Here is a 12,872-nt window from a genome sequence, read left to right as displayed (position 1 = left end):
CCTCCCGTTGTACGGTCAGCTCACCACCGACGACCTGCAGGAAGGCTCGCGACCGTGCCATCGGGCTCCGACACCACCGAAGAAGCCGTCAGCGGCAGTACGCCCGACGGCCCGGTGCCCCTCGCCGCGCCGGCCTCCGCAGCCGCGCCCGCACGCCCCGGACGCGCCCGGCGTCTTGCCGCACTGGCCCGCCGTGAGGCACCGCGCACCGGCCTCGCGGTCGTCGCCGGTCTCCTGCTCGGACTCGCCTTCCCGCCGTACGACCTGTGGCCGCTGTCCCTGGTGTCGGTCGCCGCGCTGTCGCTGCTGACCCGCGGCCGTACCGCCCGCCAGGGAGCCTGGACGGGCTTCGCGTTCGGGCTCTCGTTCTTCGTGCTCCTGCTGAAGTGGCTGCATGTCATCGGCTGGGACGCGGTGGTGGGCCTCTCGATCGCCGAGGCGTGCTTCCTGGCGCTGCTGGGCGCGGGGCTCGCCGTCACCTCCCGGCTGCCGGGCTGGCCGGTGTGGACCGCCTGTCTGTGGGTCGCCCAGGAGTGGGCCCGCGACCGGCTGCCGCTCGGCGGGTTCCCGTGGGGACGGCTGGCGTTCGCCCACACCGGTTCGCCGCTCACCCCGCTCGCCGCGCTCGGTGGCGCCCCGCTGGTGACCTTCGCCGTCGCGCTGGCCGCGGCGCTGCTCGCCGCCTGCGCCGGCACCCTCTGGGGGCTGCGCGAGAACGGGTCGCTGCGCCGGGCCGTTCCGGCGCTGGAGGCGTTCGGGCTGGCCGCCGCGGTCACGCTGGCCGGTGTGCTGGTGCCCGTCCCCACGAAGGCCGATGACACCGTGGACATCGCTGTCGTCCAGGGCAACGTCCAGTCACCCGGGATGGACTTCCTCGGCCGGCCCATGATGATCACGGACAACCACGCCACCGCCACCGAGAAGCTCGCCGCCGACGTCAAGGCCGGGAAGGCCAAGAAGCCGGACCTGGTGATCTGGCCGGAGAACTCCTCCGACCTCGATCCGTACCAGTACCCGCAGGCGTACGACCGGATCGACCAGGCCGTGAAAGCCATCGGCGTGCCCGTCCTCGTAGGCGCTCTGGTGGATCACCCCACCAAGGAGGGCTACGTCTTCAACGAGGGCATCGTCTGGGACCCGAAGAAGGGGCCCGGCGCCTCCTACACCAAGCAGCACCCGGTGCCGTTCGGCGAGTACGTGCCGTTCAAGGAGCAGCTCAGCAAGATCATCACGCGCTTCCAGCGGGTGACCCGCAACTTCTACCCCGGTGACCACACCGGCCTGCTCAAGGTCGGCCCCGCCCGGCTCGGCGATGTCATCTGTTTCGAGGTCGCCTACGACCAGATCGTCCACGACACCGTCAACGCCGGCGCCCGCGCCCTGGTCGTCCAGACGAACAATGCCACCTACGGCCGCACCGGCCAGCCCGAGCAGCAGCTGGCGATGTCCAAGCTGCGTGCCGTCGAACACGGCCGCGCCGTGGTCACCGCGGCCACCAGCGGGATCAGCGCGGTGGTCGCCCCCGACGGCACGGTCACCCACCGGATCCCCGAGTTCACGCAGGGCGTGGTCTCCGCGCGGATTCCGCTGCGGGACGAAACGACGCTCGCCGACCGCGTCGGTGCCGCTCCGGAGTGGGCGCTCGCTATCGTGGGCCTTCTGTCCTGCGCCGCCGCGGCAGCCATCGGCCGGCGTGGGCGCACGAAGGACGAGAAGGGGCAGCAGTGACAGACGGTCAGCGGCAGTACGGTCCGCTCGGCACCACGTTGGTGATCATTCCGACGTACAACGAGGCGGAGAACATCAAGCCGGTCGTCTCGCGGGTGCGGTCCGCCGTTCCCGAGGCGCATGTCCTGGTCGCGGACGACAACAGCCCCGACGGCACCGGCAAGCTGGCCGATGACCTGGCCGCCGACGACGACCACGTCCATGTCCTGCACCGCCAGGGCAAGGAAGGTCTTGGCGCCGCCTATCTCGCGGGTTTCCAGTGGGGCATCGACCACGGCTACGGCGTACTGGTCGAGATGGATGCCGACGGCTCGCACCAGCCCGAGGAACTGCCCCGGCTGCTCACCGCCCTCAAGGGCGCCGATCTCGTCCTCGGCTCGCGCTGGGTGCCCGGCGGCCGCACCGTCAACTGGCCCAAGCTCCGCCAGCTCATCTCCCGCGGCGGCAGCACCTACTCCCGACTGGCGCTGGATCTGCCGCTGCGCGATATCACCGGCGGCTACCGGGCCTTTCGCGCGGAGGCCCTCAAGGGGCTGGGCCTGGACGATGTCGCCTCGCAGGGCTACTGCTTCCAGGTCGACCTGGCCCGCCGCGCCGTACAGGCCGGTTACCACGTCGTCGAGGTCCCGATCACCTTTGTCGAGCGCGAGTACGGCGACAGCAAGATGAGCCGGGACATCGTCGTGGAGGCGCTGTGGCGCGTCACGGCCTGGGGCGTCGGCTCGCGGGTGGACAAGATCCGCGGCCGCTGACGCCACCCGGTGCCGGGAGTTGATCCCTCCGGCGCCCCTTGGGAAAGGGCGGCCCCACGGGCCAGGCACACTTGAGGCATGACGTTCGGAGCCACGCCATCGCCGAGTCCCCGCCCGCCCCAGCGCTCGCGCGCCCGGAGGTTCATCCCCTTGGGCATCGCCGCCTGGATGGTGCTGGAGATCTGGCTGCTGACCGTCGTCGCCGGTGCCACCAACGGTCTGACGGTCCTGCTTCTGCTGGTCGCCGGAGTGATCGTCGGCGGATATGTGACCAAGCGGGCCGGCCGTCGCGCGTGGCGGAACCTCACCGAGAGCCTGCAGACCGCCGGCGATCCGGCCGCGTCCGGCAACTCCCCGTCCGGGCACGGGAGGTCCGGCGACGACAGGCCGGGCAACGACAAGTCGGGCAACGGCAAGTCAGGCAGGGACAAGCGGGGGAGCGGCAATACCCTGCCGATGGCCGGCGGGCTGCTGCTGATGCTGCCGGGGCTGGTGTCCGACGCGCTGGGGCTGCTCTGCCTCTTCCCGCCGACGGGGAAGCTGATCCAGCGCCGCGCCGAGAAGCTGCTGTCCCGGCGGTCGGCCTACGCGCCGAGCACGTTCGGTGACGCGTTCCAGCAGGCCCGGATGCACCGGCCGGACGGCAAGGTCGTCCAGGGCGAGGTCATCCGCGACGACGAGCCCCCGTCCCCGCGCCGCCAGGATCCGCCGCTGACCGGCTGAGCCCGTCGGCGCCGGTCGGGGCGGCCGGACCCGGTCGGGGCGGCCGAGCGGGACGACAAAGGCCGGGGCCACTGCATGGTGCAGTGGCCCCGGCCTTGACGTGCTGCTTGACGCAGGTCCGTTGTCAGGCGGACTTGCGGTTGGTGTCGCGCGGATGCACGGCGATGTTCATGGTGCCGGAGCGCAGGACGGCCAGCCGTTCGGCCAGCACCTCCTCCAGCTCCTCGCGGGTGCGCCGCTCCATGAGCATGTCCCAGTGCGTACGCGCGGGCTTACCCTTCTTCTCCTCGGGGCCGTCGCCATCCACCAGAAGAGAGGGTGCACCGCATACCTTGCACTCCCACTCCGGCGGAATCTCGGCCTCAACCGAGAACGGCATCTCAAATCGATGTCCGTTCTCGCATGCGTACTCCACCGCCTGGCGCGGGGCCAGGTCGATGCCGCGGTCGGTCTCGTAGCTGGTCACCACGAGTCGCGTGCCGCGGAGAGCTCGCTCACTCATGAATCGTGCCTCCCGGGCTTGTCGCCCACAGGACAGGTGTCGCTGTCGTCGTCATCCGGTCAACGTCCGGTCGGCGGTGAAGATTCCCGAATCCGGGATTTGAGCCCACCCGTCGCCCACCACCGCCCTTGACGGAGGCGCTGTGCGCCGCTGCCTACCTTCGTGCCGCCCCTTGTTGTACCCACCGGCGCCCGGTTTGTCACATCTGGCAGCAGATGTCACCCAGCGCCTTCCATGCTTGAGCGCGCAGTAACGGTCCGCCTGGTGAGCCAAAGGCGTACACTACCGCCCCGCACCCCCGGAGGCTAAATCCGGTCAGGTACGGGATTTCCGGCCGTGCCCCTGTCCCCGTATGCGGCGTCCCAGTATGGGGCGTCCCCGTACACGGCGGCGGACGGGGCGACGGACCGGGTCACGGCCCGCGGGTGGCTCAGGTCCAGCATCCCCGCTCGGTCAGTACCGTACGCAGCGTCTCCAGGCGATCGGTCATGATGCCGTCGACGCCGAGGTCCAGGAGGGCGTTCATCCGGTCCGCGTCATTGACCGTCCAGACGTGCACCTGCATGCCCAGCGCATGCGCCGCGCGCAGGAACAGCGGATCGACGACCGGGATGCCGTACTGCTGCTCGGGGACCTGGACGCAGACCGCGCTGCGCCGTACCGCCGCACCCAGCAGCCGGTCGAGCGGCAGCACTCCGCGGCCGTATGAGCGCAGCCGCAGCCCGGCCACCCCACGGGTGCCGAGGGAACTCGCCATCCGTCGGCCGGCCAGGCGCTGGGCCCGCGTCACCCGGGCCTCGGAGAACGAGCCGACACACACCCGGTCCCAGGCGCGCGTACGGCGCAGCAGGTCCAGCAGCGGCGCCAGCGCGGCCTCCGCCTTGAGGTCGACGTTCCAGCGCGCCTCGGGGAACTCCTCCAGCAGCTCCTCGAACAGCGGCAGCGGCTCCCGGCCGCCGACCCGGGCCCGGCGCACCGCCCGCCAGGGGAGCTGCCCGATCGCGCCACGGGTGTCCGTGACGCGGTCGAGCGTCGCGTCATGGAAGGCGACGAGCTGCCCGTCCGATGTGGCGTGCACATCGGTCTCCAGATAGCGGTAGCCGAGGCCGACCGCGTGACGGAAGGCGGCCGCGGTGTTCTCCAGGCCCTCCGCGTCCCCGCCCCGGTGGGCGAAGGGGAGCGGTGTGGGGTGGTCGAGATAGGCGTGGCGGATGCGTATCGCTGAGGTCACTCGGGCAGTATGGCGCGCTCAGGTGAAGCCTCTCCCCGGGCCACCACCTGGGACGGCTTGGCGGGTGCGCTTTTGCCCCCGAAACGGCGCAGAAAGAACTGTGCCAGCGGCCCGATGGCCAGCGCGTAGACGACCGTGCCGACGCCGACGGAGCCGCCGAGCAGATAGCCCGCCGCGAGCACCGTCACCTCGATGCAGGTCCGCACCAGCCGCACCGGGCGGCCGGTCCGCCGGTGCAGCCCGGTCATCAGCCCGTCGCGCGGCCCCGGGCCGAAATCGGCGGAGATGTACAGACCGGTCGCGGCGCCGTTCAGGAGGACGGCGCCCGCCAGCAGCGGGATACGGGCACCCAACGAGTCCAGCTCCGGCACCCAGGCCAGTGTCGCGTCCATCACCAGCCCGAGGATCACCACATTCGACACCGTGCCCAGGCCGGGGCGCTGGCGCAGCGGGATCCACAGCAGCAGGATCAGTGCGCCGGTCACGATGGTGATCGTGCCGATCGACCACCCCGTATGGCGGGATATGCCCTGGTTGAGCACGCTCCAGGGCTCCAGTCCCAGGTCGGCCCGCAGCATCAGGCCCATGCTCACGCCGTACAGCGTCAGTCCCGTATAGAGCTGGATCAGGCGGCGCGCCATCCGGCCCCTCCCCGGGCCGGGCTCGCTGATCATGGACACGACTATTCCCCCTCCTGGCAGGATTGGACCGACGCATGACACCATGTGGCGTGTCCGGGCTCGGAAAGTAGAGCCAATTCCGGGAAGGTGGACTGATCTTCATGGCTCAGTGGACTTCAGCGGTTGGCGCGCCCCAACTCGCCCGCCTGCTCCGGTCGCAGGACCCGCGCGACGCCCAACTCGCGGTCGGCGGCCGCCGGTTGCCCGCCTATCGCGGCCTCGCCGACGGTGTGCGCCTGCTCGTGCTGGAAGGCCGCATTCCGGTCGCCGCCCGTCTGCCGGCCGAGCGCGAACTGGCCGCGGCCTTCGGCGTCAGCCGCACCACCGTCGCCGCCGCCTACGAAGCGCTGCGCGCCGAAGGCTTCCTGGAGTCCCGGCGCGGTTCGGGCAGTTGGACCGCCGTCCCGGCCGGCAATCCGCTGCCCACCCGCGGTCTGGAACCGCTGCCCCCGGAAGCCGCCGGTTCGATGATCGACCTCGGCTGCGCCGCCCTTCCGGCCCCCGAACCCTGGCTCACCCGCGCCGTCCAGGGCGCCATGGCCGACCTTCCGCTCTACTCCCACACCCACGGCGACTACCCGGCCGGTCTGCCCGTCCTGCGGCAGGCCCTCGCGGACCGCTACACCGCCCGCGGCATACCGACCATGCCGGAACAGATCATGGTGACCACCGGCGCGATGGGCGCCGTCGCCGCGATCTGCCGGCTCTGTACCGGCCCCGGCGAGCGGGTCGCCGTCGATTCGCCGTCGTACGCCAACATCCTGCAGCTGATGCGGGACGCCGGTGCCCGGCTCGTCCCGGTCGCCCTGGGGGACAAGCTGGCCGGCTGGGACATCCCCGTCTGGCGCCAGGTGATGCGCGATGCCGCACCCCGTATGGCCTATGTCGTCGCCGACTTCCACAACCCCACCGGCACCCTCGCCACCGAGGACCAACGCCGCCGCCTCGTCGACGCCGCCCGGTCGGCCGGCACGCTGCTCGTCGTGGACGAGACGATGACCGAGCTCCGGCTGGAGGAGGACCCCGAACCGCCCCGCCCGGTCTGCGCGTTCGACCCGGCCGGCAGTGCGGTGATCACCGTCGGCTCGGCGAGCAAGGCGTTCTGGGCCGGGATGCGGATCGGCTGGGTGCGCGCCGCCCCCGACATCATCCGCAGTCTGGTCGCCGCCCGCGCCTACTCCGACCTGGGCTCACCGGTCCTTGAACAGCTCGCTATCGCCTCGCTCCTGGAGAGCGGCGGCTGGGAGAAGGCGATCGCCATCCGCCGCGAGCAGGCCCGTGAGAATCGCGATGCGATCGTGGAGGCGCTGCACCGGCACCTCCCCGACTGGGAATTCAGCGTGCCGCGCGGCGGCCTGACGCTCTGGGCGCGTACGGGCGGCCTCTCCGGCTCCCGGATCGCCGAGGCGGGGGAGCGGCTCGGGGTGCGGGTGCCCTCCGGCCCGCGATTCGGCGTCGACGGCGCCTTCGAGGGCTTCGTACGGCTGCCGTTCACGGTCAGCGGGGCGGTCGCCGACGAGGCCGCGGTCCGGCTGGCCGGTGCCGCGCGACTGGTGGCGACGGGGGCGCCGGTGGAGGCGGAGCTGCGGCATACGTTTGTGGCCTGACGGGCGGCGGGCGGCGGGCGGCGGGCGGCGACGTCGGCTCGGGGCCGGGCGGAGCCGTGGTCAGGCCCGGTGGTCTCGCCGAGCCGAGGAGTTCACCGTTCCGCTCGTACGGCCTCCACCGAGCCCTTGATCACACGGGGTTCGCCGCCCTTCTCGGTCCGCACCCGCGCGCTCGCGCCCACCGGTTCGGCCATGGGCCCGGTCTCCTCGGCCTCCGGGGCCGCATCGGCCGTCGCGGGCCCGTCGTCCGGTTCCGCCCCGTCGGCGCGCGCGGACGAGGCGACCTCCACAGCCTTTCCTACCTGTACGACCTTGCCGACCTTCACGACCTTGTCGTCGTCCGTCTGCTTGCGGGTGTCCACCTGCTTTCCGACATCCACCGGCTTGCGGGCGTCCACCGCCGTGTCGGCGTCCCCCCGCTTGCCGCCGTTCACCGGCTCGGTCGGCCCCACCCCGTCGGCCGGGACCATGCGCTCCGGCAGGAGGGCCAGGACGGCCTCCCGGTGCGTCTGGCCGGTCGCGTCGTCGAGCGGATCGGGGGTGGCGGGCACCTGGAGCCGCAGCACGGACGCGCTCCCCAACCGCGCATAGCCGCGCCCCGGCGGGACCTGAGCCGGCGGCGTGGTGTGCGGCGGCGCCCCGAGCACCGCCCGTACCTCTTCCGTAGTGGCGGGGCCGAGCACCACCCGCGCCTTGGTGTGCGCCCGTACCGGATCGCTCAGCAGCTCGGCGGTCTCGAACTGATCGGCCACCACCACCGTGACCTGAGCCGCCCGGCCGTGCCGCAGCGGCACCTGCAGCCACTGCTGCGGATCGTCCCGGCCCTCCGCGACCGCGACATGGGACAGCGCCGTCGGACGGTCCGCGATGATCCACAGCGGCCGCCGGGTGTCGTCCGGCGCCGCATCGCCCGCCTGCCGCGCCCGGTTCCCCGCGATCAGCCGCCGCTCGGTCTCGTGCGACGCCCACTCCAGCGTCGCGAGCGCCCCCGCCAGCCCGCTCTCCACCCCCAGCACGCCACGGCGTCCGACCAGACACCCGTACTCACCGGTCCCGCCGCCGTCGATGACCAGCACATCGCCGTGCTGCAGCGCCTGGAGGGCGATCGAGCGCAGCAGCGTCGTGGCGCCCGTCCCCGGCTGCCCCAGGACGAGCAGATGCGGTTCGGTGGAGCGCTGCCCGGTACGCCAGACCACCGGCGGGGCGTCCCGGGTCTCCTCCCCGCCGGTGACCGGGAGGGTCCGCTGTACGGATTCCGGGTCGGTGAACCCCAGCACCGTCTCGCCCGGCGAGGTGACGAAGCGCTGCGCGGCGATATCCACGGGCAGCGCCTCCAGCACGGTCAGTGTGAGCTGATTGGCCAGCTCGTCCCAGGTGAAGCGGTACTCCCGGCCCCGGCCGGCCTTGGCGTACAGCACCTGCTCGATGCGGACCCGGGACCGGTCCTCACCGTCGGTGAAGTACGCCGGGTACTTCAGCAGCAGCCGTTCCAGCCGCCCGGCGTCGTCGAAGGCGTACTCGGCGAAGGCCCGCTCCCAGTCGCCGCCGTGGGCATACAGCGGGCTGGGGTCGCCCTCGGCGGAGAGGTAGGGCACCAGCGCCTCGTAGAGCGCCCGCAGCCGCTCGGTCTCGGCCTCGCTGGGGCCGGTCGACACAGGCGTACGCTCCCGCCCCGCCCAGGCCCCCGCGCCCATCACCCCGATCAGGGCGAGCAGCGGCCCGTACGGCACCAGCCACACCACCAGCACACACGCGCCCACGAAGAACGCCAGCGGACCGCGCTGATCCCTGGGCGTCTCGGCCCAGCGTCCCCGGCCGGCCGCGCCCAGCCGACGCAGCCCTCGGGCGATGGTGATCAGCGGATGGAACACATCCGAGGCGCTGTCGGCGGCGGTACGCGCCAGTTCGCGGCTACGGGCGAGCGAGGCGCTGTGTGCCATACGGGCGAGCGGTGCGCTGTTGGTCAGGATGCGGGGCAGGGGGCGCCGGGCCACATCTTCTCCCTGTTGCTCGTGCGGTGGTGGTGGGGGATCGGCGTGGGATGCGAGCCGGGGCGCGCGTCGCACACGAGCCGCCCGGACGGGAGCCGGGGCGCCCCGTTCGGGCGGGAACCCGTGGTGCTGCGCCGGAAGCGGGCTGTGGGCACCGCCGCTAGATCTTGATGCCCCCGAGGAGGCTCGCCAGGCTCGCCCCGCCGGCCTTGATGCTGGGCGCGATGGCGGAGCTGGCGAGGTAGAACCCGAAGAGCGCGGAGACCAGAGCGTGGGACAGCTTCAGGCCGTCTTTCCGGAAGAAGAGGAAGACGATGACACCGAGCAGGACGACGCCGGAAATGGACAGAATCATGGGGGTTCTCTCCTGGGTGGTGGGGACGGTCACCATGAGTTCTTCCAGCCTCACAGCACGTATCAAGCCACCAAAAGCTGCGAATGGGTGATTTGTCAGGGAAATTCCCTAAATGGGCGCATCTCCAGGGCGTGCCGGACCCGGGTGTGCTCGGCGTGTCGCGGTCCGCACCCGCCGACCCGGCACAATCGTGGGGTGTCGAAGCAGAAGAACAAGCCCCGTCGCCCCGCCCCCGTCGCCCCCGCCGTCACCCCCGCCTCGCCGTGCCCCTGCGGACGGGCCGAGGCTTACCGCGACTGCTGTGCCCCGTTCCATCAAGGGCGTGCCACGGCCCCGACCGCGGAGCGCCTGATGCGCTCGCGCTACAGCGCCTTCGCCGTCGGTGACACCGGATATCTGCTGCGCACCTGGCACCCGACGACCCGCCCGTCCGGCCTCGACCTCGAACCGGCCCAGCGCTGGACCGGCCTGGACATCCTCGGCACGACCGGCGGCAGCGCCTTCCACGCCGAAGGCACCGTGGAATTCCGCGCCCACTACAGCCTGCAAGGGCAGGCCGACAGCCAGTACGAGCACAGCCGCTTCGTCCGCGAGGACGGCCAGTGGGTCTATCTCGACGCGCTGCCGTCGGCGTAGGGCTCATCCGGTTCCGGCGGTACCGGCGGTACCGGCGGTTCCGGGGCGGTCCTGCCCCGGAACCGGCTCCCTGGTGCGTCGGTCAGATCCGGTTCACCGTCCGCCGCGCAGCTGATCGATCTCGCGGCGGTCGCGTTTGGTGGGGCGTCCGGTGCCGCGGTCGCGGTGGCCGACCACCGGGACCTCTTCGCGCGGCGGGGCCGGCGGGCTGTTGTCGACGAAGCACTCCGCGGCGATGGCCGCGCCCACCCGCTTGCGCACCAGCCGCGAGACGACCACGATCCGCTCCCGGCCCGCATGCCGCAGCCGCACCTCGTCGCCGTTGCGCACCCCATGGGCCGGCTTCACCCGCTCACCGTTGACCCGAACGTGCCCCGCGCGGCAGGCCGCCGCGGCCAGCGAGCGCGTCTTGGTGAGCCGTACGGACCAGATCCAGCTGTCGATGCGGGTGGGCCCCTCGTCTGATGCCATACCAAAACTCTAGAACGGCCGCCCACGGGTGAGGCGGCTCGACGGCCCCTGCGTAGACGGCTCGTATGCAGAAGGCGCCTACGCGGACGACTTCTTGCTCGTCTTCTTGGCCGCGGTCTTCTTGGCCGCGGTCTTCTTGGGCGTGGCCGTCTTGGCCGTCGTCTTCTTGGCGGCGGTCTTCGACGTGGTCTTCTGCGACGTGGCTTTCTTCGGCGTGGTCTTGGAAGTACCGGCGGCTGTGGCCTTCTGGGCCGCCGAAGTGCCCTTGGCTCGCCCGCCGGTGGTCTTCGGGGCGGCGGCCGCCGACTTCTTCGCGGGAGCCTTCTTCGCGGTGGCCGTGGCGGCCGTGGCGGTCTTCTTCCCCGTGGCCTTCTTCGCCGTCTTCCGCCCCCGTATGGGTGTCACGGATGCCGATTCCGACCCCGATTCCGACTCCGCACCGGTCTCCCGGCCCCGTGCCGCCCGTACGCTCTTCTCCAGCGCCGCCGTGAGATCGATGACCTGGGCGCCCGAGGTGCCCGACGCGGCCGGGGCGACCGGCTCGCCCTCCAGCTTGGCGGTGACCAGCTCCTCCACGGCCTCGCGGTAGTCGTCGTGGAGTTCGGCGGGGTCCAGCTCGCCCAGGGAGTCCATCAGGGTCTCGGCCAGCGTCAGCTCGTTCTCGCGGAGCTCGACGTCCTCGGGCGCCACACCGGTGACCGGCCGGACCTGATCCGGCCACAGCAGCGTATGCATCACGAGCGCCCCGTCGTGCGCCCGCAGCATCGCCAGTGACTCCCGCCCCCGCATCGCCACCTTGCCGATCGCGACCTTGCGGTGGTCCTCCAGCGCCTCCCGCAGCAGGGCGTACGGCTTGGCGGCGGCCGCCCCGTTGGGCCCCAGGTAGTACGCCTTGTCCATCTGGAGCGGGTCGATCTGGTCGGGGTCGGTGAACGAGAGGATCGACAGCGTCTTGGCGGTGGGCATCGGCAGCCGGGACAGATCGTCGTCGGTGATCGGCACGATGGTGTCGTCGCCCGGCGCCTGATAGCCCTTGCCGACCTCCTCGTTCGGGACTTCCTCGCCGTCCAGCTCACAGATCTTCCGGTACTGGATCTGCGCGCCGTCCTTCTCGTGAATGCGCACGAAGGACACCGACGAGGTGCGGTCGGTGGCGCTGTAGGTCTTCACGGGGATGGTGACCAGACCGAATGATATGGACCCATTCCATATAGAACGCATATTTCATCCCTTGTGTGGGATTCTCATGGTATGTCGCCGATCACCGTTGTGGAGGGGCGGCGCCTCTCGCTGACCAACCTGGACAAGGTCCTCTATCCCGAGACCGGCACCACCAAGGGTGAGGTGCTGCACTACTGCACCACCACCGCAGGACCGCTGCTCGCCCACCTCCACGACCGGCCGCTCTCCTTTCTGCGCTACCCCGACGGGCCGGACGGCCAGCGCTTCTTCACCAAGAACGTGCCGCCCGGCACGCCCTCTTGGGTGAAGACCTGCGAGGTCCCCCATTCGACGTCCGGGCCCACCCGACAGGTCCTGCTGCAGGACCTGCCCGCCCTCGCCTGGGCCGCGAACCTGGTCGTCGAGCTGCACACCCCGCAGTGGACATGGCAGGCGCCGGGCCTCGCCGACCGGCTCGTCTTCGACCTCGACCCCGGAGCCCCGGCCACCATCGTGGAGTGCTGCACCGCGGCCCAGTGGCTGCACGACCGGCTGGCCGCCGACGGCCTCGATGCCTACGCCAAGACCAGCGGCGCCAAGGGCCTGCACCTCATCGTGCCCGTCGAGCCCACACCGTCCGAGCGGACCACGGCCTACGCCAGGAGCCTCGCCATCGAGGCCGCGGCGGCCTTCCCGGACCTGGTCGTGCACAAGATGACCAAGGCGCTGCGCCCCGGCAAGGTCTTCATCGACTTCTCCCAGAACGCCGCCGCCAAGACCACCGCGGTCGCCTACACCCTGCGCGCCCGTGCCACCCCCACCGTCTCGGCCCCGGTCACCTGGGACGAGATCGCCGGGTGCACCGACCCACAGCAACTCACCTTCCTCTTCGACGAGATCGCGCCGCGCTGCGAACGCCACGGCGATCTGCTCGCCCCTCTCCTCGATCCGCACCGCGCCCGCCCGCTGCCCAAGGCGGCGTCCGCTCGGCCGGGGGCGGGCGGCCAGGGGTGAGCCCCGGCCCGGAGGCGGGCC

General features: G+C 71.7%; 13 protein-coding genes. 6 read left to right on the top strand and 7 right to left on the bottom strand.

Annotated elements, in window-relative coordinates; translation table 11 throughout:
- Window positions 1-54: 54 nt before the first annotated feature.
- The 3 genes from lnt to STRTU_RS02450 all read left to right on the top strand — a co-directional run bounded on the left by lnt (window position 55) and on the right by STRTU_RS02450 (window position 3,203).
- On the top strand, window positions 55-1,728 hold the full coding sequence (gene lnt, locus STRTU_RS02460) for an apolipoprotein N-acyltransferase (RefSeq protein ID WP_159742008.1): 1,674 nt from the start codon (window positions 55-57) through the stop codon (window positions 1,726-1,728).
- The gene (locus tag STRTU_RS02455) at window positions 1,725-2,480 is read left to right on the top strand and encodes a polyprenol monophosphomannose synthase (RefSeq protein ID WP_159742007.1); all 756 of its coding nucleotides are present in this window, start codon (window positions 1,725-1,727) and stop codon (window positions 2,478-2,480) included. Before lnt ends, STRTU_RS02455 begins: the two co-directional genes overlap by 4 nt.
- 78 nt (window positions 2,481-2,558) lie before the next feature.
- A complete protein-coding gene (locus STRTU_RS02450; RefSeq protein ID WP_159742006.1) occupies window positions 2,559-3,203 on the top strand; it encodes an FxsA family protein in 645 nt (214 codons plus the stop codon).
- 124 nt (window positions 3,204-3,327) lie between these two features.
- Here the strand turns inward: STRTU_RS02450 and STRTU_RS02445 are convergent, their stop codons facing one another.
- The 3 genes from STRTU_RS02445 to yczE form a co-directional block, all read right to left on the bottom strand.
- Window positions 3,328-3,705, bottom strand: a complete 378-nt coding sequence (locus STRTU_RS02445) for an RNA polymerase-binding protein RbpA (protein ID WP_100605284.1) — start codon at window positions 3,703-3,705, stop codon at window positions 3,328-3,330.
- A 430-nt stretch (window positions 3,706-4,135) separates the two neighbouring features.
- The gene (locus tag STRTU_RS02440) at window positions 4,136-4,936 is read right to left on the bottom strand and encodes a glycerophosphodiester phosphodiesterase family protein (protein ID WP_159742005.1); all 801 of its coding nucleotides are present in this window, start codon (window positions 4,934-4,936) and stop codon (window positions 4,136-4,138) included.
- On the bottom strand, window positions 4,933-5,610 hold the full coding sequence (gene yczE, locus STRTU_RS02435; RefSeq protein ID WP_246241282.1) for a membrane protein YczE: 678 nt from the start codon (window positions 5,608-5,610) through the stop codon (window positions 4,933-4,935). Before yczE ends, STRTU_RS02440 begins: the two co-directional genes overlap by 4 nt.
- A gap of 107 nt (window positions 5,611-5,717) precedes the next feature.
- Between yczE and STRTU_RS02430 the strand changes: the two genes are divergently transcribed.
- On the top strand, window positions 5,718-7,223 hold the full coding sequence (locus STRTU_RS02430) for an SCO1417 family PLP biosynthesis transcription factor (RefSeq protein WP_159742004.1): 1,506 nt from the start codon (window positions 5,718-5,720) through the stop codon (window positions 7,221-7,223).
- A gap of 92 nt (window positions 7,224-7,315) precedes the next feature.
- Here STRTU_RS02430 and STRTU_RS02425 read toward each other — a convergent pair whose 3' ends face one another.
- Window positions 7,316-9,217, bottom strand: a complete 1,902-nt coding sequence (locus STRTU_RS02425) for a hypothetical protein (RefSeq protein ID WP_159742003.1) — start codon at window positions 9,215-9,217, stop codon at window positions 7,316-7,318.
- Window positions 9,218-9,374: 157 nt separating this feature from the next.
- Window positions 9,375-9,569 carry a hypothetical protein gene (locus STRTU_RS02420; protein ID WP_018092434.1) on the bottom strand — a complete coding sequence of 65 codons (195 nt, stop codon included), beginning with the start codon at window positions 9,567-9,569 and terminating at the stop codon, window positions 9,375-9,377.
- A 195-nt stretch (window positions 9,570-9,764) separates the two neighbouring features.
- Between STRTU_RS02420 and STRTU_RS02415 the strand changes: the two genes are divergently transcribed.
- On the top strand, window positions 9,765-10,205 hold the full coding sequence (locus STRTU_RS02415; RefSeq protein WP_159742002.1) for a YchJ family protein: 441 nt from the start codon (window positions 9,765-9,767) through the stop codon (window positions 10,203-10,205).
- A 93-nt stretch (window positions 10,206-10,298) separates the two neighbouring features.
- On the opposite strand, the gene STRTU_RS02410 is transcribed toward STRTU_RS02415, so the two are convergent.
- Together STRTU_RS02410 and ku are read right to left on the bottom strand one after the other, a co-directional pair.
- Window positions 10,299-10,676 carry an RNA-binding S4 domain-containing protein gene (locus tag STRTU_RS02410; RefSeq protein ID WP_159742001.1) on the bottom strand — a complete coding sequence of 126 codons (378 nt, stop codon included), beginning with the start codon at window positions 10,674-10,676 and terminating at the stop codon, window positions 10,299-10,301.
- A gap of 78 nt (window positions 10,677-10,754) precedes the next feature.
- Window positions 10,755-11,897: a non-homologous end joining protein Ku gene (gene ku / locus STRTU_RS02405; RefSeq protein WP_159742000.1), complete on the bottom strand. Its 1,143-nt coding sequence runs from the start codon at window positions 11,895-11,897 to the stop codon at window positions 10,755-10,757.
- Between the two features lie 30 nt (window positions 11,898-11,927).
- Between ku and ligD the strand changes: the two genes are divergently transcribed.
- On the top strand, window positions 11,928-12,851 hold the full coding sequence (gene ligD / locus STRTU_RS02400; protein ID WP_159741999.1) for a non-homologous end-joining DNA ligase: 924 nt from the start codon (window positions 11,928-11,930) through the stop codon (window positions 12,849-12,851).
- Window positions 12,852-12,872: the final 21 nt, after the last annotated feature.

It is taken from the genome of Streptomyces tubercidicus (assembly GCF_027497495.1).
Classification (GTDB): Bacteria; Actinomycetota; Actinomycetes; order Streptomycetales; family Streptomycetaceae; genus Streptomyces; species Streptomyces tubercidicus.
This window is presented reverse-complemented; position numbering and strand designations above follow the sequence as displayed.

Coding starts and splice junctions, on each gene's coding strand:
- STRTU_RS02450 (WP_159742006.1), top strand. CDS start 2,559: ATGACGTTCGGAGCCACGCCATCGCCGAGTCCCCGCCCGCCCCAGCGC.
- STRTU_RS02445 (WP_100605284.1), bottom strand. CDS start 3,705: ATGAGTGAGCGAGCTCTCCGCGGCACGCGACTCGTGGTGACCAGCTAC.
- yczE (WP_246241282.1), bottom strand. CDS start 5,610: ATGATCAGCGAGCCCGGCCCGGGGAGGGGCCGGATGGCGCGCCGCCTG.
- STRTU_RS02430 (WP_159742004.1), top strand. CDS start 5,718: ATGGCTCAGTGGACTTCAGCGGTTGGCGCGCCCCAACTCGCCCGCCTG.
- STRTU_RS02420 (WP_018092434.1), bottom strand. CDS start 9,569: ATGATTCTGTCCATTTCCGGCGTCGTCCTGCTCGGTGTCATCGTCTTC.
- STRTU_RS02410 (WP_159742001.1), bottom strand. CDS start 10,676: ATGGCATCAGACGAGGGGCCCACCCGCATCGACAGCTGGATCTGGTCC.
- ku (WP_159742000.1), bottom strand. CDS start 11,897: ATGCGTTCTATATGGAATGGGTCCATATCATTCGGTCTGGTCACCATC.
- ligD (WP_159741999.1), top strand. CDS start 11,928: ATGTCGCCGATCACCGTTGTGGAGGGGCGGCGCCTCTCGCTGACCAAC.